Below are 22,854 nucleotides of genomic sequence, written 5' to 3' on the forward strand. Positions count from 1 at the left end.
AAGAGCATAAAAAAAATCCGCATGGTCTTTCACGGGCTTTGCGGATTTTTATTTAAACTTGTTGCTTAATCTACTGACTATGAAAAGAATTACTTTGGCCATTTTGGCTTTTACCTTGAATTTCGCCGTCGCGCAAACCGTTTGTACCGGCGGTTTCGCTGGTGCTTATCCGTGCAGCAACGTCAACCTCATGGCGCGTGTCGACTTCCCTGACATGGGCGGAAACGCCAACACCGAAGGCAGCAGTTGTTGGGGTTGGACCGACCCGCTCAACGGACGCGAATACGCCATCATGGGTTGTTCGACGCACACGGCGTTTGTCGATATCACCGATCCGGTCAATCCGATATACAAGGGTAAATTGCCATCTACCAACAACGTGGCCAGCATCTGGCGCGAAATGAAAGTATACAACAACTACGCGTTTATCGTTAGTGAGGCAGGCGGTCACGGGCTCCAGATTTTCGACCTGACGCGACTTCGGACGGTGACCACGCCACAGACGTTTGCCGTCGATGCATTGTATACCGGCTTCGGGAATTGCCACACCATTACGATAAACGAAGAGAAAGCCTATGCGTATTGTAACGGCACGGGCACGTTTGGCGGCGGGCCGCACATCGTAGACATCAGCAACCCACTCAACCCAGTATTGGCTGGAGGCTACGCCGATATGGGCTATTCGCACGACGCTCAGGTAATCACGTACAATGGACCCGATATAGACCACATCGGCAAGGAAATCTTCATCGGTGCCAACGAAGATCAGGTCGTTTATGTAGATGTAACCGACCCGGCCAACCCGTCGCTGATCTCTCAATTTTTCTACCCAAATACGAGTTATACCCACCAAGGCTGGACCACGCCAGATCAGCGGTATTGGATTTTGGGCGACGAGATTGACGAGCTCGATTTTGGATTCAACTCGCGCTCAATCGTGATAGACATGAGTGACCTGGACAACCCGGTTTGGTCCAGCGAGTATTTCGGCCCGACCGAGGCCATTGACCACAACGGTTTCGTGTTGAACGACAAATTTTACCTGGCCAATTATACCGCCGGACTACGCATCATCGGTACGGCCGATATCGACAACGGTAACCTGGAAGAGCAAGGCTTTTTTGACACGTTTCCAGGAAACAACAATGCCACGTTCAACGGCGCGTGGAGTGTGTATCCGTACTTTCCGAGTGGCAGCATCATCATCAGCGATATTGACCGCGGATTGTTCATCGTCAGGAAAGGTGCCGCGTTAGGGTTGACTGATTTCACAGGCGACGATACGCTTAAAATTGCACCGAATCCGGCTGTGGATGTCACCACGATTTCTGCTTCGGGAATTATCGAAACCGTTGCCGTGTATGACATATTGGGCAAGGAAATAAAGAGTTTTAACGGGCTTTCCTCATCCGATTTCAGTTTTGAAATCGCAGATCTGGCGCCAGGCATGTACGTCGTAAAAGTCAATAACATCCTTGTCAGGAAAATGATCAAGCAATGAAAAAACTGAGTTTTCTTGTATTCGCCGCAAGCCTTTTGGCTGGCTGTTCCGCGTCCGATCCGGTGGACGAGCCGATGGGTTTCGAAGGGGAAAAAGTCTGGAGCAAAACATTCGGCGGCAGCCATGACGAGCACATCGGGACATCGGTGGCCACACCCGACGGCGGCCTGATCGTGATCGGTTACACCGACAGCGACGATGGCGACGTCATCAAATCGCACGCATCGCTTGAGATCTGGCTTTCGCGTTTCGATGCCAATGGCAACTTGGTCTGGACCAAAACCATCGGCGGCGCGCAGGACGATTACGGTACGAGCATCACGGCCACAGCCGACGGCAACTACATCATTTCCGGTTACAGCGGCAGCCAGGACGGCGACGTGCCCGCAAACATCGGGATGCACGATTTTTACATCTCGAAGATTGACGGCAACGGCAACATCATTTGGAGCAAGAATTACGGCTTCATGAGCCACGACCACGCCCATAAGATTATCCAAACGCGCGACGGGGGCTATTTTGTCGCCGGTTATGCAGATTTTGCGGGCATCGACGGTTCGGTCACCAACAACGGCGAAGGCCATTCCATGCGCAGCGTACAGCACGGCGTGGGCGAGTTCTTCGGCATCAAGTTGACGGCCGACGGCGGTTTCTCGTGGTTCCGTTATTTCGGCGGTACGATGAACGACCGCGTCAACGACGTGGTAGAAGCCAACGATGGCAGCATCTTGATGTGCGGCTACACCGAAAGCGAGAATTTCGACGTGACGGACAGCCACGGAAGCTATGATTATTGGGTGGTGATGTTGCATGCCGACGGCGGACTGCATTGGAAGAAAACCTATGGCGGTTCGGGCATTGACCAGGCGTTCGGTATCGTCAAGACCAACAACAATTCTTACCTGATTGCCGGGCGTTCCAACAGCACCGATGGCGATGTCACCGCAAGCCTCGGTAATTTCGATGCCTGGATCGTGCACATCAACGACCATGGCGATTTGTTGTGGCAGAAATCTTTCGGCGGAAGCGATTATGACGTGGCGTCTGCCATCCGGAAAACGCGCGACGGGAATTTCGTCGTGGCCGGCAATACCCGCGGCAACTTGGGCACCGATACCAACAAAGGCCAGAATGATTTCTGGTTGTTCCAGATAGACAACTTCGCCAACACCACACAACACTGGCAAAAAACCTACGGTGGTTCTGGGATTGATATTGCGACAGACGTGACCGAAATGGCCGATGGTTTTGTCATTACCGGCGAATCACAAAGCGCCGACGCCGACGTTCCGGGTAACAAAGGCATGAACGACTTATGGCTGCTGCGTTTGCGGTAAGCCGCGTTCACCTCAAGATAAGTAAAACCACGAATTCACGAATGGGTTAAAATTCGCGAATTCGTGGTTTGTCTTTTTTAACTACAACGCCGGTTTGGCTTTGCGGCTGTATTTTCGGAATAGGAAAATACCGATGAGCGCCAGCAAGATCAGGCTCCATAACTGCGCAATGAACGCCAGGATGCCTTCCAGGATGAACCAACCGGTCTTGAACGAATCCCAAATCTGCAGCCCAATGTGCGGCCTGTAGGCGTTCACGCTTTTTTCGTTCGCGACCAATTCCTGCCTTACTTTTTCATTCTGGTAAAGCGCCAAGGTAACGGTGCTGTACGCGACTTTGTCTTTCAAGGAAAGGCTTTCCAGTTTCGTGTTGTCCGCAGTTTCCTGTTTGTCGAGCAGGTCGTTTTCGCTATTGGCGATATCATTGAGTTTGCGTGGTTGTTTGTCGATGGCGTTCTGCATCCGGTCGCGGTGTGCGTCTGTCCGGTGCTGCGCCATGTTGTTGGCCAGGAGTTGTAGGCTGGCGTCCTCGGCCTTGATGACGCGGAAATCGAGATAATCTACTTGTTTTGCGATGGATTTGACAACCGTATCAAGCCTGTGGTTCGGGACGCGGAACGTGAGGTTGTTCTCGACGGTGAATTTGGTGGTTTGCAGCGTACTGTCTGGGCTGACTTGGGTTTCCTTGTGCTGTGAAACGACGCTCTGCAAGTTGGTGTGCGTCACGAAACCGCCAAATTTCTGGACGGTGTTCTCGATGGCGTACGTGGATTGTGCGACATCCTTGACCTTAAACTTCATGTCGGCGGTGCGGATGAATTGCCGACCTTGGTCGTTGGTTGTGGAAGCTGCCGAGGACGAGGCAAGGGTTTTGGCCTCTTCGGCCGCTTCGGCATTCTCGCCGGATTTGGCGCACGCAAACGCGGCCAGAAGGAGTAGGGCCACGCCCATTGTTGGAAGTGTTTTCATAAAATTCAGATTAATGGTTACTATTTAAAAATTACGGATCCAAAAAAGGCGGGGCGAAGTAATTTTGCGCAATAGGCTGAATTTTATGTTTTTCGGGCGCCACTAAAAATGGTGCCAAAAATTTTGGGTTGGGCGCGAAAGGTTTAATTTTGGGCTTTTCCGATTTCGATTTGAGGACTTCCGTAACCCGACATATAGACGATGCCACCGCATTCAAGGAAAAACTCCTGGCATGGGCGCAGCAGTTCCGCGAAGTAATTTTCCTGGACAGCAATGACTTTCCGCAAGCCTATACATCGTTTGATGCGGTGCTCGCCGTTGATGCCTTGACGTCGATCCGGACGGACAGCGGCAATGCGTTTGAAGACTTGTCTCAGTATAGAAGGCATACCGGGGATTGGCTTTTCGGCTATTTGTCCTATGATTTGAAGAACGACATCGAAGATTTGCACTCTTCCAATTTTGATGGCTTGGATTTCCCCGACTTGTTTTTCTTCCAGCCCAAGAAATTGTTCCTGCTGAACGGAAATCGGTTGGAAACCCACTATCTGAAGATGTGCGACGATGAGGCCGACGGAGATTTCGATGCGATTACCCATTACCCATTGTCCGCTAACGATTCCGCGGCTCCCGTTTTTGTGAAGCCGCGCATTTCCCAAAGCGGTTATCTCGATAAAGTTTCCGACATGTTGGCGCACATCCACCGCGGCGACATTTACGAAGCGAATTTCTGTATGGAATTTTTCGCCGATGATGCCCAGATCGATCCGTTGGTTACATTTTTTAAGCTCAACGCGATTTCCCGGCCGCCGTTTGCCGCTTTCCTGAAAAACCACCACCAGTATGCCTTGTCGGCCTCGCCCGAACGGTATTTGCGCAAACAAGGAAACAAAATCATTTCACAACCCATCAAAGGTACGGCGCGGCGCAGTGTTGATCCGGCAGAAGATGCGCGCATCAAATCGGAACTGGTTTCTTCCGAAAAAGAGCGTTCGGAAAACATCATGATTGTTGATTTGGTGCGCAACGATTTGTCGCGGACAGCCGAAAAAGGCTCCGTAAACGTCGAGGAATTATGTGGCGCGTATGCCTTCAGGCAAGTCCATCATTTGATTTCGACCGTCGTTTCCCAAAGCGATGCCGCGCCTGAAGACATCCTGAAGACCACGTTTCCCATGGGCAGCATGACCGGCGCCCCGAAGATTTCGGCCATGCAGATCATCGAAAAACTGGAGGACACCAAGCGCGGCCTGTACAGCGGCGCCATCGGCTATTTCACGCCCGACGGTAATTTCGATTTCAATGTCGTCATCCGGTCGATTCTGTACAACCAACATCGCAATTATGTTTCGTTGTCGGTCGGCAGCGCCATTACCTCTTTGTCTGACCCGCAGCAGGAATACAACGAATGCCTGTTGAAAGCCAGTGCGATGCGCAAGGTCTTAAGCGGCGATTCTTAAGGTTCGCTTAAGAAAATCTGAAAATAACTGGGGTAATTTCTCATTGTGCTGTTTAAAAAAAAAACAACAATGAAACTACTTGCACTGCTTTTGATTTTTTCGCTCCCGATCCAATGGGAAACCGATTTTGAGAACGCCAAGAAAACGGCGGCCGAACAACACAAACTCATCCTGCTCAATTTTTCCGGTTCAGACTGGTGTGCGCCGTGTATCCTGATGCACCGCGATTACATCGGTAGCGAAGCGTTTGCGGCGATGGCCAAAGACAATCTCGTATTGGTCAATGCGGATTTCCCGCGCAAAAAGAAAAACGCCTTGTCACCGGAATTGGCCAAACGCAACGATGGGCTCGCCGAGAAATACAACAAATACGGCGATTTTCCATTGACACTGCTGCTCGATGCCAACGGCAAAGTCCTGAAAACCTGGAAAGGCAAGCCGGAAAGCAGCGTCGAGGACTGGACAAAGGAAGTAAAAGCCGTTTGCGATGCCAACCGTTGAAACCGTGACGCTCGAAAAATTTTCCCGGTCGCTCAAACTCATGGGCAATAACTTCACGATCACGGTCGTGGAAGGTGATGCCGCGGCCGCGGAAGCCTATATTGATATGGCGGTGGAAGAAATCCGTCGGATTGAGCGTTTGCTGACGACTTTCGCGGACACGAGCCAGACCAACCAGGTGAATGCGATGGCGGGCATTGGGCCGGTGAAAGTTGATGAAGAAATGTTTGCCCTTGTCCAGCGCAGCATCGCGATATCACAGGTCACGCAAGGCGCGTTCGACATTACCTACGGGAGCATCGACAAAAGCCTGTGGAATTTCGACAAAGACATGACGGCGCTTCCCGATGCGGAAACCGCGAAGAAAATGGTCCACCTGATCGATTACCGCAACATCATCATGGACGCCGAAAACACCACGATTTTCCTCAAGGAAAAAGGCATGCGCATCGGGTTCGGCGGCATCGGGAAAGGTTATGCGGCCGAAATGGCCAAGCAACTGCTCCGGAAAAACGGCGTGCTAGGCGGTATCATCAACGCCAGCGGCGACCTCACGACTTGGGGTTGCCAGCCCGACGGAAAACCCTGGACCATCGGCATCGCGAACCCCGACCATCCGGAAGGCGCATTTTCATACCTGGGTATTTCCAACAAAGCCGTGGCCACGTCGGGCAACTACGAAAAATACGTCCTCATCGGCGGAAAGAAATATTCGCACACCATCGACCCCAAAACCGGTATGCCGATTACGGGCATCAAAAGCGTCACGGTGATTGCAGACAATGCCGAGTTCGCCGATGCCATGGCCACACCGATTGCCGTCATGGGCATCGAGGCCGGATTATATCTGGTCAACCAAATCAAAGGCTTGTATTGCCTGATCGTTGACGACCACAACAAATTATATACTTCCCGTAATATCAATCTCACATGAAAAAAACAATCCAGAAAACGATGGCTTTGGCCGGTGTTTGCGCCGTGGCGGCAGCTTGTTCGCCGGTCAAGGAGTACGAAAAGGCCAAACTCAACGACTCCGAAATGGTACTTTCCACCCGGAAAATCCAGAAAACTGAAATGAGTTTCCAATCCTACCGCGAAGGCGCTTCGGGTGCCAATGGCGGCAAAGTAGGCGGCGGCTGCGGCTGTAACTAAACCTTAAAACAAAGCATGAAAAAAAGAATCATTACCGGATTCGCCCTGATGCTGATGTTTCAGGCGTATTCCCAGACGCAACAGACCGATTCAACTAGTTACAAAAGCCAAAAATTGAAGATCGACGAGATCAACCTGGTGTCGAGTTACTACAAGCAAGACGGCGAAAATTCAGCGGTTACCGGCGGTATCGGCACAGAAGAATTGACTGATATTTCCAACACCATCGATGTCAAACTGGTCAAGTACGGCAGTACCGGCAAGAAACACACGCTCGATGTGGAAGTAGGGGTAGACCATTACACCTCTGCGTCGTCAGACCGTATCGATTTGGCCGGAAATTCCTCGGCATCGTCAAAAGACAACCGTTTTTATCCGTCCTTGACCTATGCGCTCGAGAACGAGGAAAAAGGCACGACGTTCAGCGCAGGCGTTTCGTCATCGAGTGAGTTTGACTACCAATCTTTCGGCGGTAACGTGAGCTACTCCAAGAAAACCAAAGACCGCAACGGCGAATTCACGGCGCGGTTCCAGGCGTTCCTCGACCAGATCAAGATCATCAAGCCATTGGAACTCCGAACGATTGACGAAGACGGCGGCTACCCGAGCGAATCGCGCAACACATTCGCCGGTTCACTCAGTTGGGCGCAGGTCATCAACAAGAATTTCCAGTTGATGTTCGTTGGCGAATTCGTCACGCAAAGCGGTTACCTCGGGCTGCCTTTCCACCGTGTCTATTTTACGGATGGTTCGGTCAATCAAGAGAAATTGCCCGATACGCGCATGAAAATCCCGATTGGCGTACGTGGCAGTTACTTCCTGGGCGACAACGTCATCATCCGCGGCTACTACCGTTACTATACAGACGATTGGGGCATCAACGCCCATACACTTGATCTGGAAGTGCCGCTGAAATTGACGTCGTTCATCTCGGTCAGTCCTTTCTATCGATTCTATTCGCAGACCGAATCCAAGTATTTCGACGGCTTCGAGAGGCACACTGCGGCCGATGAATTCTATACCAGCAACTATGACTTGTCACGGTTCACGGCCAATTTCTTCGGCGCAGGCATCAAGTTTACCCCGGTGAACGGCGTATTTGGCATCAAGCATTTCAACACGTTGGAAATCCGATACGGCCATTACGACAAGAGCAATACGATGTCGGCGAACATCATCAGCATCAACCTGAAATACAAGTGATGCCGTACCGATAAAATCCCGTATTTTTGGGCATGCTTGACGCATTCCAAAAACATGTGGCCGCGTACTTTCCGTTTCTTTCCGGAAAGCGGTTGCTCATCGCCTGTAGCGGCGGGCTGGACAGCATGGCACTGTGCAGCCTGTTGCTCCGGTCGGGGCATGATATCGCTCTTGCCCACGCCGATTTTGGCCTGCGTGGCGCAGAAAGTGACCAAGACCGGCAATTCGTGGAATCCTTTTGCAGGGAACAAAGCCTTCCGTTTTTTACGGCGAAGTTCGATACGAAGGCTTTTGGAAGTGAGATGAAGGTGTCGCTCCAGATGGCCGCTCGGGAATTGCGGTATGCGTGGTTTGCGGAACTGTTGCAGGAAAATCAATTGGACTTTTTGCTGACGGCGCACCATGCCGACGACAACCTGGAGACGTTCCTGATCAATTTGTCCCGCGGCACCGGAATAGACGGTTTGGCGGGCATTCCGGCGGTGCACGGGAAAGTCATTCGGCCATTGTTGTTTTTTTCGAGGAGCGAAATCGAATCCTACGCGACGCAACAAGGATTGGATTGGCGTGAAGACAGCAGCAACGCTTCGGATGCTTACCTTCGGAACCAGATTCGGCATGATGTCGTTCCGATTTTGAAAACAATAAAGCCCGGTTTTTTGGATTCGTTCCTCGAGACGCAGGCGCACCTTCGGGAATCGCAATCGCTCATTGCCGATGCCGCGAAGTTGGTGTACAAACAAGTGGCTTTGGAACTTGACGATAAAATATTGTTCAAATTGTCCGAACTGACACGGTTGCCGAATTACCGCGCGTATCTGTACCAATGGCTCAGGGATTTCGGTTTTACGGCATGGGATGACCTCTATGCACTGCCCGACGCCAACTCCGGAAAGCAAGTACACGCGCCGGAATTTACGCTGCTCAAAGACCGCGACGTGCTGGAATTGTTCCGAAGTCAAGGATTTGACATTCAGGTTTTTACCATCGAAAAAGATACAAAAGCAATTGAAAATCCAATAAAGATGTCGTTTTGTCGGGCAGCCGTCATTTCGCAAACCGCGCCAACACGTATCTTTGTGGACGAAGAAAAATTGCAATGGCCGCTGACCTTGCGCAAGTGGCAACCGGGCGACCGTTTCCAACCCATTGGCATGAACGGCAGCAAAAAAGTCGGGAAGTTTTTCAAGGACGAAAAGTTCTCACTACACGAAAAATCAAAAACCTGGCTGCTGTGTTCCGGCGATGATATCGTCTGGATCGTCGGCCATAGACAAGACAATCGTTTTAAAGTAACCCAAACAACACAACACATACTCGAAATTTCTTTATGAAAAAAGCAAGCCTTACCTTATTGTTCCTGCTCGTTTCGCTGGCCGCGATGGCACAAATCGTCGAACCGGTAAAATGGAAAAGCCGCACCGAGAAAATATCAGATACGGAGTTTAATTTAGTGGTTGAAGCCAAAATCGATGAAGGCTGGCACGTGTATTCGCAATTTACGCCCGACGGCGGTTCGCTCCCGATGGAACTCAAATACCATGACACAAAGGGCAATTATGAACTCATCGGCAAAACCAAGGAAAGCCCATACAAGAAATTGTATAGCGACGTTTTCGAAGTCGACGAATATTTCTTCGAGAAGTCGTTCAAGTTGCAGCAGCGGGTGAAAATCAAAAATCCGAAGTTGGCTAAAATAAAGTTGTCCATCGATTACCAAGTCTGTCAAACGGCCTGCATCAACGGTTTCAAGGAATTGACCTTTGACATTCCAGTCTCGTCGAATGCGGCAACCACACCGCCCAGCACAGATACCGTGACCATAGAAAATGCGGTATCGCCAGAAATAAAACCGGCTGTAACCGACGTGAAAGCGAAGACGGTAGCGGTGACAGAACCTGTCAAGGGCAAGGAGCAAAAAGGTCTTTGGACGATATTTTTCTTGTCGTTCCTGGGCGGTTTCGCCGCACTCATGACGCCGTGCGTATTTCCGATGATTCCATTGACGGTAAGTATCTTCACCAAACAGAGCAAGACGCGCGCGGCCGGTATCCGCAACGCGATTTTCTACGGGTTGTCCATCATCTTGATTTACGTCTTGCTGGGCAGTATCATCACGGCGATTTTTGGTGCCGAAGCGCTCAATGCATTGTCCACCAACGTATGGTTCAATATTATTTTCTTCGTGTTACTGGTGGTTTTTGCGATTTCGTTCCTCGGCGCGTTCGAAATCGTACTCCCGAATTCCTGGGCCAATAAAGTGGATCGGCAGGCAGACCGCGGCGGCATTGTGGGCATTTTGTTTATGGCGCTCGCCTTGGCCATCGTATCGTTTTCGTGCACGGGCATCATCGTAGGCGATTTGCTCGTAGTGGCGGCCTCGAAAGGTGGCGTGGCGCCGGTTGTGGGCATGCTCGGCTTTTCGCTCGCGCTGGCCTTGCCGTTCATGTTGTTCGCGATGTTCCCGGGTTGGCTCAATTCGCTCCCGAAATCTGGCGGCTGGCTCAACACCGTAAAAGTTTCCCTCGGTTTCCTGGAATTGGCCTTTGCGTTCAAGTTCCTCTCTAACGCCGATTTGGTATTGCAGGCACACTGGCTGGAGCGCGAGGTTTTTCTGGCGATCTGGATTGCCGTATTCGGCGCCTGGGCATTGTATCTGCTGGGTAAAATCACCTTGCCGCACGACAGCCCGCTGAGCAGTATTTCGGTTGGCCGGTTGTTGCTCGGATTGCTCATCCTGTCGTTTACGGTGTACATGATTCCGGGCATGTTCGGTGCGCCGCTGAAGTTGATCAGTGCGTTTCCGCCGCCGCAGACTTACAGTGAAAGCCCAATGGGATTTGGCGGTGGCGCTGAGTCCGATAGTGAGCAAGCGTTGCCCGACGGTGCAAAATTCGGCGAACATGGTATTGTCACGTTTAACGATTACGAAAAAGGCTTCGCGTACGCCAAGAAAGTAAACAAACCCATCATGCTCGATTTCACCGGTTACGCCTGTGTGAACTGCCGCAAGATGGAAATAAATGTTTGGTCGGACGAACAAGTCCTGAAAGTACTCAAGAACGACGTCGTGTTGATTTCGCTGTACGTGGACGACAAACGTCCGTTGCCGGAAAACGAGCAGTATGTCTCTAAAGTCACCGGGCGGAAAGTCGAAACCATCGGCAACAAATGGAGCGATTTCATCATTTCGCGTTACCAGACCAATACGCAACCGTACTATGTGTTGACCGACCTGAACGAGCAAAAACTGAATGAACCGATTGGCTACGCACCGGATGCGGATGATTATCTGGCCTGGCTTCGCGATGGCATCGGTAAATTCAAGAAATGACGTACGTTAAATAAACGAATTGCAATCCCGGAAGTTTGTCGTCCGGGATTTTTTTTGACTATTTTCGAAAAGAAAAGTAGGGTGTCTGTTTTTTCGGTTGTCTAAACAGAAACCTAAAGACTAAAATTGTATGAAAACAATCAAACTCCTTTTGCTGTTCCTGGCCGTTTCTGCGGTGACTTTGTATTCTTGTTCGGATTCTGATCCTATCGACAACAATGCAACGACGCAGAAAAGCATCGCCCTGCGCACGGCCTTGAACGAAATCAAGAAAGCCAACAATCCAACCGGCCGCGATGCCGCTGACAGCGCGTTGTGCTTCAACTTCGTTTACCCGATTACCTTATCGCTCAGCAACGGCACATCGGTCACCGTGACTGATTTCGCTGGATTGCTGGCGCTCCTGGAAGGCGAGTCGTCCAATCTTTATGTGGAAGGCATTGCATTCCCGTTTCAGGTCACGTCGGAAGGCGCGGTGCAAACCATCGAAAACGAAGAACAATTCATCACTTTGCTCATCAATTGCGGATTCAGCACCTGGAACGATGATCTTGAAACAAGTTATTGTTTTGACATCGTATTTCCCGTATCGGTCACCACACCAAACGGAACGTTCGAGATTACGACTGTCGAACAATTCAATGCGTATTTGGATGCGCCGGCAAACGGCCAAGTACAGATCAATTTTCCTGTCCAGGTTTTGTATGGCGGTGCTGTCGTGACGGTAAACAACATTTACGAATTCTACGACATGATCAACAACTGCGACAGTTGCATCTGTACACAAGAGTTTATGCCGGTATGCGTGCAGACGCCAGTTGGTGTCATCACTTACGGAAATATGTGTTATGCCATTTGCGCCGGCTATTCGCAAAGCGATTTAGTGGATTGCAATCCGGGCGACCCATGCAGCATCTCAAACCTTGTCGTAACCGTTGGTGAGTGCACCAATACAGGCTACCAACTTACCGTTGATTTCGACTACGTCAACACACAAGCCACACAATTCCAGGTGCACAACGCGAGCAACCAATTGGTTGGTACGTTCAATCTGGCCGACCTTCCGGTGCACATAGACAGTTGGTTCCATACCGGTCAGAATTCGGACTTTATGACCGTAAGCATCCTCAACGGCGCATCGCCTTGCGATTTGTCCCAGCAATGGACTACACCGGACTGCGGTGTGGATTGTGCGAGTACTTGCCCGACAGACTTCAGCCCGGTTTGTGTACAGACGGCGTTGGGCTTGCAACAATTCAGCAACGCCTGTTTGGCCGAATGTGCCGGATTTACACAGGCTGATTTCATCGATTGCGGCGTGACCCAAAACAACTTCGGCAACACACTCGGCAGCTGTTTCAACATTTCCTATCCGGTGCTGATCCAGCATCAAGGCCAAGTCATCACCGCAAATTCAGACGGCGACGTCCTTCAGTACTGGTTCCCGGCGCAGGCATCGATTCCTGCATTCGTGTACCCGGTAACGATCACGACAGGCGGCATGACGCTGGTGATCTCGAACCTCGCCGGATTCGAAGCCGTAGTCAACGATTGTAACTAAGTTAAAAATTGGTAATTAAGTGCCGTTGCCACACATCTGAAAAGGTGTGTGGTAATGGTTTTTAAAGCATGGCAGCACCCACCGATAATTCCACGGCAATATTGTGTAGCGAAAAAGTGTTTCGCGACGTGTTCGATGCGCAATTCAAGCTCTTGCGCAATTTCCTCGCATTCCGGTTCCGCGATCTGGAACGCGCCGAAGACACTGCGCAGAACGCTTTTGTGATTCTCTGGGAAAATTGTGCGATCTTGAAACCGGAACAGGCCAAAAGCTTTCTGTTCACCACGGCCATCCGGTTGTCGCTCAACGCCATCAAGCATGATAAGGTCGTGTCTGATTTCAGTTTCCGTGTGAAACCGCAGGCGGCGCATCAAGAATCCCCGGAATTTCTGTTGGTCGAAAACGAGTTGAAATCGCGTCTCGAAACCGCGATCGGAAACCTGCCCGAAAAACAACGTACCGTATTTTTAATGAACCGGTTCGAAAACCAATCCTATACGGAAATCGCTAGATTGCTGGACATTTCCGTCAAAACCGTAGAAAAGCGCATGCATCTGGCCTTGATTGCCCTGCGTGCCGTAATCCCAAATGTCTGATTATGAAGAAGGACGACGAAACATTCTTGGCCGGTTGGCTTGCCGGCGACCTGACAGACGACGACTTGCGCGCCAAAGTCTCCGCCGAAGATTTTCAAGCCTACCGGAAACTAAAGGATTCGCTGGCCGCGCTTGAATTGCCCGTGCCGGATATGGATGCGAATTTCGCGTCGGTCAAGGCCAAGAAAGCCGCCGCGTTGGACCGGAAACACCGCCCGAAAGTGGTCAGGTTGTACGCCTACATTGCCGTGGCCGCATCGGTGTTGCTTTTGGTCGGGTTGTACAACGTATTCGTCTTTTCAAATTCCGCGGAAACAAGTTTCGGCGAAGCGCGCGATCTGGCACTGACAGATTATTCACATGTGCGTTTGAACGCGAAGTCATCGGTTTCCTATCCGAATCTTTTTGCGATGAACCGGAATTTGACCCTAGACGGCGAAGCGTATTTCGAGGTCACGAAAGGCCAGCGTTTTACGGTGGAAACAAGCCAAGGCACGGTCACCGTGCTCGGGACGAAGTTCAACGTATTGGTGCGCGACGGCGTGTTTGAAATCACGTGTTTTGAAGGCAAAGTAAAAGTTTGCCACGAGAACGATACGGTCATACTCACACCGGGAAATGCCATCCGGTTCTATGACGGCGCTTCCGAAAGTTGGCAGACCGACGTCGCAAAACCGGGTTGGGCGCAACAGGAATCGTCGTTCCGCAACATGCCGCTGGAGGCCGTACTGTCGGCGCTCGAGAACCAATACGGCGTGGTGATCGATTGCCCTGAATCCGTAAAAAACATCCGCTTTACCGGAACGTTTACGCACAGGAATCTCGATATGGCGTTGCAGTCGGTGTGCGTCCCGATGCAACTCAAACCCACTAAAGCCACCGGAAAAATCGTCCTTTCTGAATGAAGATACGCGCGTGGCTATTTTGTCTGATTGCGATACAGGCGCTGGCACAAACGCCGGCCAGAAAAACCTTGTCGTATCAGGATGCCGATCTGGCCCGCGTACTGCAAACCATCGAGCAGACTTTTGACATTCGCTATTCTTACGCAGACAGCGTGGTGTCCGGAAAAGCGTTTGCCTTGAAACCCGGAAGTTACACCTTGGCCGATGTGCACAGCGAAATGGAAACACAATGCGGTTTGTCGGTCATCAGGATTTCAGACCGCTATTACGCGCTTTCGCACCGCGAGCCGCCAGCCATCCAACAACTTGATGACATTCTCGTGGAAGCATTCCTTTCCAAAGGCATCGGCAAGACCTCGCGTTGTTTTACGTTGTCGCCCCGGCAGATCGAGGAACTTCCGGGCGTAACCGATGTGGATTTGCTTTTTTCGCTCCAGCAATTGCCCGGTGTCAAAAGCCCGAACGAAACAGCCAGCGGCTTGCACATCCGCGGCGGCACGCCAGACCAGAATCTCATCCGTTGGGACGGCATCCGCTTGTATCATCCAGGGCATTTGTTTGGGATGATTTCAGGCTATGACGCTGCCGCCGTGCAGAAAGTCGATTTTTACAACAAGGCCGCAGACCCGAAATTCGGCGAGCGCGTATCCGGTATTATCGATATCCACACGGCCCAGCAAATGGATTCATTGGCTTTTTCGGCCGGCATCAACGGATTGAACGCCGGTGTGCTGGCGAAAATCCCGATCAGCGGGAAAATCGGCGCGCAGATCTCCGGCAGGAAATCCTACACCGAATGGCTGCAAACGCCAACATTCAACGCCTTGGCCGAAAAGGTGTTCCAGAATACACGGTTCCGGAAGTTCGACGACGACAACCAGTTTGGCTTCCAGGATTATTCGGCCACATTGTTTGTGCAACCTTCAGACAACGACAAGATTTCCCTTTCGGGCATCGCGATAGACAACCATCTCGATTTCTCCGCATCGGCGGATACCATTGTCAGCAACCAGAAAATGGACATCCGCAACTATGGGTTTTCGGGCAGCTGGCAACACAGATTCGGGAAGCTGCGTCAGGAATTGTTGGTGCATTATTCAGCCTATACCTTCCACTACGAAAACAACAAACGCTATCCGCAGGGCAATTACCAGTGGTTCGTCAAGAAAAACCGCGCGGTCGATTCTGGCGTGGAAGCCAACTATGCGTATGCTTGGCGCGACGATCTCTCGCTGACATTCGGTTACCAGTTGTCCGGCAACGATTTTTCGCATGTCTTTTTGAACCGTTTTCCCGGACTGGAAGTGGAACTGGACCAGCAACACCGCATGAATGTATCTCACGCGGGTTATACAGGCGTAAAATGGACGCCCATGGATTGGATCATATTCGCCGGAAGCCGTTGGAGCTACATCAATGTCTTGTCCCAATCCTCGTTTGAGCCGCGACTTTCGGTACAAAAGCGTTTTGACAACCACTTCACCGCACAGATTTCCTATGAACGCCGGAGCCAGATCATCGGCCAGGTCAGGGAAAATGCGGCCAGCGATTTGAGCCTGGAAAACTACGTTTGGGTGCTCGCCGGCGATGATGACCCGATGCAGACCGCGTCGCAAGTCACAGCCGGATTGACTTTTAAATCGAAGACTTTTCTGCTGGATGCCGACCTTTATTACAAAACCCTGGACGGCGTTACCTCACGTACGTTCGGTTTTCTGCACCGCTATGATGCACAAGTCCGGCGCGGAGAGGGTTTTACCAAAGGCTTCGATGTTTTGTTGCAAAAGAGCGCGCCGTCTTGGCGGATGTGGCTGACCTATACGTTCCAGGATTCGCAGAACCGATATGGTGGTATCGAAAATGGCAACTATTTCCCGATTTCGTCGGACATCACCCATGCCGTTACGGTATCTTATTTCAAGCAATGGGGAAATTGGTCGGCGTCGGTGGGCTGGTTTTGGAATACGGGAAAACCTTATAGCACGCTTGATGACGACGGACAAGTCAACGCCTTCAACAGCAAACGCTTGCCGGTGTACCATCGGTTAAACGTGTCCGGCTCGTACACCTTCCGTTGGAACGGTATGCAATCCGGGAAAGTTGGGATTTCGGTCTTGAACCTCTACGACCGAAGATCCGTCATCAGCCGGGAATTTGACCGCGATGCCGCCGATGTCTTCGATGTCGCCACATCGGGATTCGTTGCGCGGGATTACCATTCTTTGGGCTTTACACCGAATTTCTTCCTCCGGCTCAACTTCTAGTCTGCGTCTTCCAACTGGAAAATTTCGCCGACTTCCTTCTTAAAGAATTTTGCGAGTTTCAAGGCCAGCACCGTAGAAGGCACGTACTTTCCTGATTCCATGGCGTTGATGGTTTGCCGACTGACCGCTATTTTTTCGGCGAGTTCGGCCTGCGACACATTGGCCATAGCCCGCAGTACTTTCAGGTTATTCTTCATCGCCGAGGGTTTTATTGAGTTTGTACAGCATCAAGTGGAACCGCACGACAAAGAACAGCAATATGGTGAACATATTGGCGAGCATGACGTGATAATAGTACATGCCGTACACGAAGATTGTGGCAAGCAACATCACACCGAAGTTCGCATACACGGCCCAAACGAGGCTTTCATACCGGATTTGTGCGATGAGTTCGTCTTCGTTTTTGACTTTAGAAAACCCGATGAGCAAGCCACCGACAACCAACCCAATTAGGATCAATTCGTCCGAAATGTTATTTTCGATGACGGAAAAGAAGGCGTGCTTGCCCAGAATTTCGTCCGATGCCGCCGCAAATACTTTCGCGGTCCACAACTCATCGTATGGTTGGCCCGAAGCCAAAAGATACACCGCCAGCGCCAATGCGGGTAAAAACAATAGCCAGCCCAGCCACTTGTACCGGTGCGGAAAAAGGAAATGTGTTTTCATGGTAAAGTAAATTTGTCCAAATGTAAAACAAACTTTACATAAAGTCAATTTTATTTTACTTTTATTTATGAAATTTTGCGGTTTAGCCGTATCCCGATTTGGATGATAAGCGCTAAAATGCGGTAAATTTAAAGTCATGCTCGTCAAGGTTTTCGGTAGTGCGGTATTTGGTGTGGAAGCCACCACAATCACCATTGAAGTCAATACAGATAAAGGAATCGGGTACCATCTGGTGGGTTTGCCCGACAACGCCATCAAGGAAAGTTGTTACAGGATAGCGGCTGCGCTGAAGAACAACGGTTTGGAAATGCCCGGAAGAAAAATCACCATCAACATGGCGCCCGCCGATTTGCGCAAGGAAGGTTCGGCCTATGACCTGACGATTGCCGTCGGGATTTTGATGGCGTCCGGCCAGATCATTGCGAAGGACGTGAACCAATACATCATCATGGGTGAGCTTTCGCTAGACGGCACGCTGCAACCCATCAGCGGTGCATTGCCCATCGCGATCAAGGCCAAGGAAGAAGGCTTCAAAGGTTTTTTCCTGCCGAAGCCCAACGCCACCGAAGCCGCCATCGTTGACGGCATTAACGTATTCGGTGTCGAAAACCTCAAGCAAGTCCTCGATTTCTTCGAAGGGAAATCATTACTTGAACCTGAAGTGTTTGACACGCGCACGGCATTTTTCAACGCACTCGACCATCCGGAGTTTGACTTTAGCGACGTGAAAGGGCAGGAATCCATTAAGCGCTGTATGGAAATCGCGGCGGCCGGCGGGCACAACATCATCCTGATAGGGCCGCCCGGTGCCGGAAAGACCATGCTGGCGAAACGGCTTCCGGGCATTCTGCCGCCCATGACGCTGCGCGAGGCGTTGGAAACCACCAAAATCCACAGTGTAGCCGGAAAGTTAAAATCGGTCGGGTTGATGAGCCAGCGTCCTTTCCGCAGCCCGCACCATACCATTTCCAATGTAGCGCTCGTGGGTGGCGGCAGCTATCCGCAGCCCGGCGAGATTTCGATGGCGCACAACGGCGTACTGTTTCTGGACGAATTGCCGGAGTTCAAGCGTGATGTCCTGGAAGTCATGCGGCAACCGCTCGAAGACCGCGAAGTCACCATTTCTCGGGCGAAGTTTACCGTGACCTATCCGTCGTCTTTTATGCTGGTGGCCAGCATGAACCCGAGCCCGGGCGGCTTTTTCAATGATGGCGATACACCGGTGAATCCGTCTGAAATGCGTCGCTATATGGGGAAGATTTCCGGCCCGCTGCTCGATAGGATCGACATCCATATCGAGGTGACGCCGGTACCGTTCGAGAAATTGTCGGACCTACAGAAAGGTGAAACCAGTGCCCAAATCAGGCAGCGCGTTATCCGGGCACGAGAACGCCAATCAACGCGTTTTTTCAAGTTTGACCACGTCCATTACAACGCGCAAATGAATACGAAACACATTCGGGAATTTTGTGTGCTGGACGAAGCCTCTTTGCAATTGCTCAAGCAAGCCATGGATCGGCTGAACCTTTCTGCGCGTGCTTATGATCGTATCCTGAAAGTGGCGCGGACCATTGCCGACCTGGATGACTGCGTAAACGTACTGGCGCAGCACATCGCCGAAGCCATACAGTACCGAAGCCTCGATCGGGAAGGCTGGCTGGGTTGAACAGTCCAACCATTACGCATACTTTTGGCATCCGTTAAAATAATAGCCGCCCGTTTTGCGTTTCTAAGAAATTAACAATCAAAAACTTAACGCAATAGGAGGCTGGCAACCTCACAATGACTGGGCGACGGTGGAAGGCCGAACCGCGCAACAGTTGGGAATCGGCCACAAAAAAAAAAGCAGCCATGCCTGTTTTGTTTTCGCGGACAAAAGCATGACTGCCAAATCATTAAATGATATCCAAAAGTATGGAAAATTTCTTTTCAGGGTTACACTTTAACCTTTCGTTTTCTCGTCTGCAACCCAATCACACCGTAAGTTAACACAAACCTGAACCATGAAACGTATTGTGATGGCATTGATCATGCCCTGGGCGATGCATGCCCAATCCGATCTGGAGACGATTATCCGCGGCAGCGAAATCCTGCTCACCGGCTTGACGGCGTTTAAGATGGCGAAGTCTGACCCGTACGCGCAACACATCGAATCGGTTTGCGTGAAGAACAAACTCGACGACAAGATCACCTTCGCGCTTATCGGGAAAGACGAAGATGGCGAGGAAATACGACGGGAATTGGTGGTTTCAAAAGGTGGCAAGGAATGCCTGCTCAACATCACCAAAGGCGTTTACACCTACGAAGTGTTGCTCGCCGACGAATCGGTGTACAAGAAAGGTGAGTACAAACTCACGGGCAACGAGACCATCGTCATCAAAGGCGAATGAACAGGCTGGCCAATGTTACTTTATCGTTAATAATGGTACTTGGTCGATAAAACATGGAATTAATGCTTACATTTGGTCGTATAGAAAACGCCATGAACCGATTCATCAAACTCAATCCGGAACAGAAGTTCATCGCCGCATTGGCGGGCATCGCCTTGAGTTTGCCGGCATTGCTTTTCGGCGGATACGCACTCGTATCATTGGCCAAAGCCATACTCTGATTCACAACCTTTTTTGATTTGCGCTGGCTGAGATTAATTTCTCAAGCCGATTCAGTTGCGTGGTTTCCTGTTTGGCCGACATCACGTGATGGACAGACAATTTTCGGTAACCTGGCGGCTGGGCGTTGAAGAATGTCCATGCCGCCTTATTTTTTCTGAATAACTTCTCGTATTCGGGTAGCAGGCTTTCGGCCGGCTTTTCAAAACTGTAAATTCCTGATTTTGCCTCGGACCGTTTCGCGAACGCAGCGATTCCGGCCGGCTGCATAAGGCCTTTTTCGGTGAGTTCGGCCACTTTTCGGATGTTCACGTTGCTCCAGATGCTGTTGGGCTTGCGCGGCGTAAACCGTATGGAATAACTATTTTCATCTACAGAACGCCTTACGCCATCAATCCAACCGTAACACAACGCTTGATCCACAGATTCGGGCCAGTTCATACTAGGTTTCCCGGAGTTTTTCTTATGGAATCCCACAATGAGTGCTGATTCGGAAGCATGGTTTATGTCGAGCCATTTCCGGAAATCCTCTGGTGTTTCAAAAAAATACGGTGTCAAAATCTACTGATTGAAAGTCGCACTGGCGCCACGGAAGCTGCCTGTTTCAAAACCCTTACGGAACCAATACATGCGCTGCTCCGACGTGCCGTGCGTGAAAGAATCGGGCATGACCGTACCGCGCATTTTCTTTTGGATGGCGTCGTCGCCTACGGCATGTGCGGCGCTCAACGCTTCATCGATGTCGCCCTCCTCGAGCATGTGATTGAGTTTCTGGTCATGATGTGCCCAGACGCCGGCGTAATAGTCGGCCTGAAGTTCGAGCGAAACAGAGAGTTTATTCGCGTCTTTTTCGCTGGATTGTTGCTGTTGTTGGTGCACTTCGCCCGATGTGCCAAGCAAATTCTGGACGTGGTGCCCGATTTCATGCGCAATCACGTACGCAATGGCAAAGTCGCCGCCTTTCGCCCCAAAGCGCGTCCGCAGTTCCTCAAAAAAGCCCAAGTCCATATACACTTTCCGGTCGGCAGGGCAGTAGAATGGGCCGGATTGTGAAGTCGCGCCGCCACAGCCCGTTTGCACGCCATCGCGGAATAAGACGAGCTTCGGTTCTTCGTAGGTCATCCCGTTGTCCTCGAATATCTTTTTCCAGATGTCTTCGGTATCCACGAGCACGGCGTTCACAAATTCGCCCATTTGCTTGTCTTCTTCGCTCAGCGGAACGGCTTCCGTCTGCGAAGCTTGTTGCTGTTGTTGCATTTGCTGCAAGCCTTCCTGAAGCAACTGCCCGGTGTCGCCGTTACCGGAGAACATGGCAATCAAGAGCACAATGATGCCGATGATGCCGCCGCCAGCCGCTACTTTCCCGCCAGAAATCCCGCGGCGGTCTTCTAGATTGTCACTTTTTCTTCTGCCTTCCCATTTCATGATGTTTTGTTTTGGATGTTTGAAATTACTAAAACCATTTGAGGATTTTCTTGATCAGTGAAAATTTCTTTTCATATGGCGCATACCGCAGCGTAATGTCGAGCCAAGTGGCTTTTCTGACGATGCCTTTGTAGTGCGAAAAGGTCTCGAACCCGAACTTGCCGTGGTAGCGCCCGACGCCGCTGTAGCCAACCCCACCGAAAGGCAACTTCTTGTTGGAGAAATGCACGACCGTATCGTTGATGCAGCCGCCGCCGAATGAATATTCAGAAATGATTTTTTCTGCGAATCGTTTTTGGGACGTGAACACGTATAAAGACAAAGGCTTTTCGTAGCGTCCGATGGTGTTTTGCAAATCCGCGTCGGAATCATACGCCAATATAGGCAACAACGGCCCGAAGATTTCCTCGGCCATGATGCCGCTTTCCATCGCCGGATTATCGATGATCGTGGGCGCAATGTAGTGCGTTTCCAGATCGAATGAGCCGCCGTGTACCACTTTGGTTGTGTCGATCAAACCCGTCAACCGACGAAACTGGCTGTCGTTGATGATGCGCGCGAAATCTGGGGAATGTTTGGGGTTTTCGCCGTACATCGCCTTAATCGCTTTTTTCAGGTGTCCGATGAACTCGGTTTTGACCGGAGATTTCACCAGGACATAGTCGGGCGCAATACAGGTCTGGCCGGCGTTCATGAATTTTCCCCACGCGATGCGTTTCGCAGCCAACGCCAAGTTTGCCGTCTCGTCGACAATGCATGGGTTTTTCCCGCCGAGTTCGAGTGTCACGGGCGTGAGGTGTTCGGCGGCTGCCTTCGCGACGATTTTCCCGACACGCGTACTGCCGGTAAAAAAAATATAATCCCAGCGGCGTTGCAGCAACTTTTCGGCGACTTCTGCGCCGCCCTTAAAGACTTCCACGTGCACCGGATCGAACACTTCGGAAATAATGATTTCGATGATGGCCGTTACACTCGGGGTGTGTTCCGATGGTTTCAAGACAACCGAGTTTCCTGCGGAGACGGCCGAAATCAAAGGTGTCATCGCCAATAAGAACGGATAATTCCACGGTGCGATGATGAGCACTTTGCCGTATGGTTCAGGATAAATGTAGTCGCGCGATGGGAAATTCAACAGGTTCGGGAATACTGATTTCTGGCGCGCGCGGTAATGAATTTTACGGATGGTGTCTTTCAGCTCCGAAATGACGAGCGAAGTTTCCGTCAGGACAGACTCAAATGGCGGTTTTCCGAAATCCAGTTGCAAGGCTTCGATGACATCGGCCTCGCGGCGCATGACGGCATCGAGCAACTTGGTCAAGATCTTCCTGCGGTAACCGATGTCGGTCTTGAAATCCATGGGCGGTTTTGTCC

Annotated in this window: 22 protein-coding genes; 16 read left to right on the forward strand and 6 right to left on the reverse strand. The window is 51.0% G+C overall.

Features of this window, described 5'->3' with window-relative positions; all coding sequences use genetic code 11:
- Window positions 1-79: 79 nt before the first annotated feature.
- Window positions 80-1,501, forward strand: coding sequence for a choice-of-anchor B family protein (locus ACM9J1_RS01390; protein ID WP_415580068.1), 1,422 nt, complete (start codon window positions 80-82; stop codon window positions 1,499-1,501).
- A complete protein-coding gene (locus ACM9J1_RS01395; RefSeq protein WP_415580070.1) occupies window positions 1,498-2,838 on the forward strand; it encodes a hypothetical protein in 1,341 nt (446 codons plus the stop codon). The genes ACM9J1_RS01390 and ACM9J1_RS01395 overlap by 4 nt, the downstream gene beginning before the upstream one ends.
- Before the next feature lie 81 nt (window positions 2,839-2,919).
- Here the strand turns inward: ACM9J1_RS01395 and ACM9J1_RS01400 are convergent, their stop codons facing one another.
- Window positions 2,920-3,807 (reverse strand): DUF4349 domain-containing protein, encoded by an 888-nt coding sequence (locus ACM9J1_RS01400; protein ID WP_415580072.1) that lies wholly within the window; start codon window positions 3,805-3,807, stop codon window positions 2,920-2,922.
- Between the two features lie 170 nt (window positions 3,808-3,977).
- Here ACM9J1_RS01400 and ACM9J1_RS01405 point away from each other — a divergent pair, with 170 nt between their 5' ends.
- The 11 genes from ACM9J1_RS01405 to ACM9J1_RS01455 all read left to right on the forward strand — a co-directional run bounded on the left by ACM9J1_RS01405 (window position 3,978) and on the right by ACM9J1_RS01455 (window position 16,783).
- Window positions 3,978-5,267, forward strand: coding sequence for an anthranilate synthase component I family protein (locus tag ACM9J1_RS01405; RefSeq protein WP_415580444.1), 1,290 nt, complete (start codon window positions 3,978-3,980; stop codon window positions 5,265-5,267).
- A gap of 69 nt (window positions 5,268-5,336) precedes the next feature.
- On the forward strand, window positions 5,337-5,768 hold the full coding sequence (locus tag ACM9J1_RS01410) for a thioredoxin family protein (RefSeq protein WP_415580073.1): 432 nt from the start codon (window positions 5,337-5,339) through the stop codon (window positions 5,766-5,768).
- Window positions 5,755-6,702, forward strand: coding sequence for an FAD:protein FMN transferase (locus tag ACM9J1_RS01415; RefSeq protein WP_415580074.1), 948 nt, complete (start codon window positions 5,755-5,757; stop codon window positions 6,700-6,702). The genes ACM9J1_RS01410 and ACM9J1_RS01415 overlap by 14 nt, the downstream gene beginning before the upstream one ends.
- Window positions 6,699-6,920 (forward strand): DUF4266 domain-containing protein, encoded by a 222-nt coding sequence (locus ACM9J1_RS01420; RefSeq protein WP_415580075.1) that lies wholly within the window; start codon window positions 6,699-6,701, stop codon window positions 6,918-6,920. Before ACM9J1_RS01415 ends, ACM9J1_RS01420 begins: the two co-directional genes overlap by 4 nt.
- Before the next feature lie 15 nt (window positions 6,921-6,935).
- On the forward strand, window positions 6,936-8,123 hold the full coding sequence (locus tag ACM9J1_RS01425) for a DUF3570 domain-containing protein (protein WP_415580076.1): 1,188 nt from the start codon (window positions 6,936-6,938) through the stop codon (window positions 8,121-8,123).
- 32 nt (window positions 8,124-8,155) lie between these two features.
- Window positions 8,156-9,457, forward strand: a complete 1,302-nt coding sequence (tilS, locus tag ACM9J1_RS01430; RefSeq protein ID WP_415580077.1) for a tRNA lysidine(34) synthetase TilS — start codon at window positions 8,156-8,158, stop codon at window positions 9,455-9,457.
- Window positions 9,454-11,457 (forward strand): protein-disulfide reductase DsbD family protein, encoded by a 2,004-nt coding sequence (locus ACM9J1_RS01435; RefSeq protein ID WP_415580078.1) that lies wholly within the window; start codon window positions 9,454-9,456, stop codon window positions 11,455-11,457. The genes tilS and ACM9J1_RS01435 overlap by 4 nt, the downstream gene beginning before the upstream one ends.
- 130 nt (window positions 11,458-11,587) lie before the next feature.
- A complete protein-coding gene (locus tag ACM9J1_RS01440) occupies window positions 11,588-13,018 on the forward strand; it encodes a hypothetical protein (RefSeq protein ID WP_415580080.1) in 1,431 nt (476 codons plus the stop codon).
- Between the two features lie 68 nt (window positions 13,019-13,086).
- Entirely contained in the window at window positions 13,087-13,614 is a 528-nt protein-coding gene (locus ACM9J1_RS01445) for a sigma-70 family RNA polymerase sigma factor (RefSeq protein WP_415580081.1), read from the forward strand.
- A gap of 2 nt (window positions 13,615-13,616) precedes the next feature.
- Window positions 13,617-14,519, forward strand: coding sequence for a FecR family protein (locus ACM9J1_RS01450; RefSeq protein WP_415580082.1), 903 nt, complete (start codon window positions 13,617-13,619; stop codon window positions 14,517-14,519).
- Window positions 14,516-16,783 (forward strand): TonB-dependent receptor plug domain-containing protein, encoded by a 2,268-nt coding sequence (locus ACM9J1_RS01455; protein WP_415580083.1) that lies wholly within the window; start codon window positions 14,516-14,518, stop codon window positions 16,781-16,783. Before ACM9J1_RS01450 ends, ACM9J1_RS01455 begins: the two co-directional genes overlap by 4 nt.
- On the opposite strand, the gene ACM9J1_RS01460 is transcribed toward ACM9J1_RS01455, so the two are convergent.
- Both ACM9J1_RS01460 and ACM9J1_RS01465 read right to left on the reverse strand, forming a co-directional pair.
- On the reverse strand, window positions 16,780-16,980 hold the full coding sequence (locus ACM9J1_RS01460) for a helix-turn-helix transcriptional regulator (protein ID WP_415580084.1): 201 nt from the start codon (window positions 16,978-16,980) through the stop codon (window positions 16,780-16,782). The genes ACM9J1_RS01455 and ACM9J1_RS01460 overlap by 4 nt on opposite strands.
- Window positions 16,970-17,449, reverse strand: a complete 480-nt coding sequence (locus ACM9J1_RS01465) for a hypothetical protein (protein WP_415580086.1) — start codon at window positions 17,447-17,449, stop codon at window positions 16,970-16,972. Before ACM9J1_RS01465 ends, ACM9J1_RS01460 begins: the two co-directional genes overlap by 11 nt.
- A gap of 136 nt (window positions 17,450-17,585) precedes the next feature.
- On the opposite strand from ACM9J1_RS01465, the gene ACM9J1_RS01470 reads away from it, so the two are divergent.
- From ACM9J1_RS01470 to ACM9J1_RS01480, 3 genes are all read left to right on the forward strand, one after another.
- Window positions 17,586-19,115: a YifB family Mg chelatase-like AAA ATPase gene (locus ACM9J1_RS01470; RefSeq protein ID WP_415580087.1), complete on the forward strand. Its 1,530-nt coding sequence runs from the start codon at window positions 17,586-17,588 to the stop codon at window positions 19,113-19,115.
- Window positions 19,116-19,452: 337 nt separating this feature from the next.
- On the forward strand, window positions 19,453-19,839 hold the full coding sequence (locus ACM9J1_RS01475) for a hypothetical protein (protein WP_415580088.1): 387 nt from the start codon (window positions 19,453-19,455) through the stop codon (window positions 19,837-19,839).
- Window positions 19,840-19,931: 92 nt separating this feature from the next.
- A complete protein-coding gene (locus ACM9J1_RS01480; RefSeq protein WP_415580089.1) occupies window positions 19,932-20,060 on the forward strand; it encodes a hypothetical protein in 129 nt (42 codons plus the stop codon).
- 1 nt (window position 20,061) lies between these two features.
- Here ACM9J1_RS01480 and ACM9J1_RS01485 read toward each other — a convergent pair whose 3' ends face one another.
- From ACM9J1_RS01485 to ACM9J1_RS01495, 3 genes are read right to left on the reverse strand one after another with little or no spacing between them, the layout of a single operon-like run.
- On the reverse strand, window positions 20,062-20,616 hold the full coding sequence (locus ACM9J1_RS01485) for a YdeI/OmpD-associated family protein (protein WP_415580090.1): 555 nt from the start codon (window positions 20,614-20,616) through the stop codon (window positions 20,062-20,064).
- 3 nt (window positions 20,617-20,619) lie between these two features.
- Window positions 20,620-21,483 (reverse strand): KPN_02809 family neutral zinc metallopeptidase, encoded by an 864-nt coding sequence (gene ypfJ / locus ACM9J1_RS01490; RefSeq protein WP_415580091.1) that lies wholly within the window; start codon window positions 21,481-21,483, stop codon window positions 20,620-20,622.
- A 28-nt stretch (window positions 21,484-21,511) separates the two neighbouring features.
- Entirely contained in the window at window positions 21,512-22,840 is a 1,329-nt protein-coding gene (locus ACM9J1_RS01495) for an aldehyde dehydrogenase (RefSeq protein WP_415580093.1), read from the reverse strand.
- Between the last annotated feature and the right edge of the window lie 14 nt (window positions 22,841-22,854).

This window comes from Flavobacterium longum, from assembly GCF_965137575.1.
Classification (GTDB): Bacteria; Bacteroidota; Bacteroidia; order Flavobacteriales; family Flavobacteriaceae; genus Flavobacterium; species Flavobacterium longum.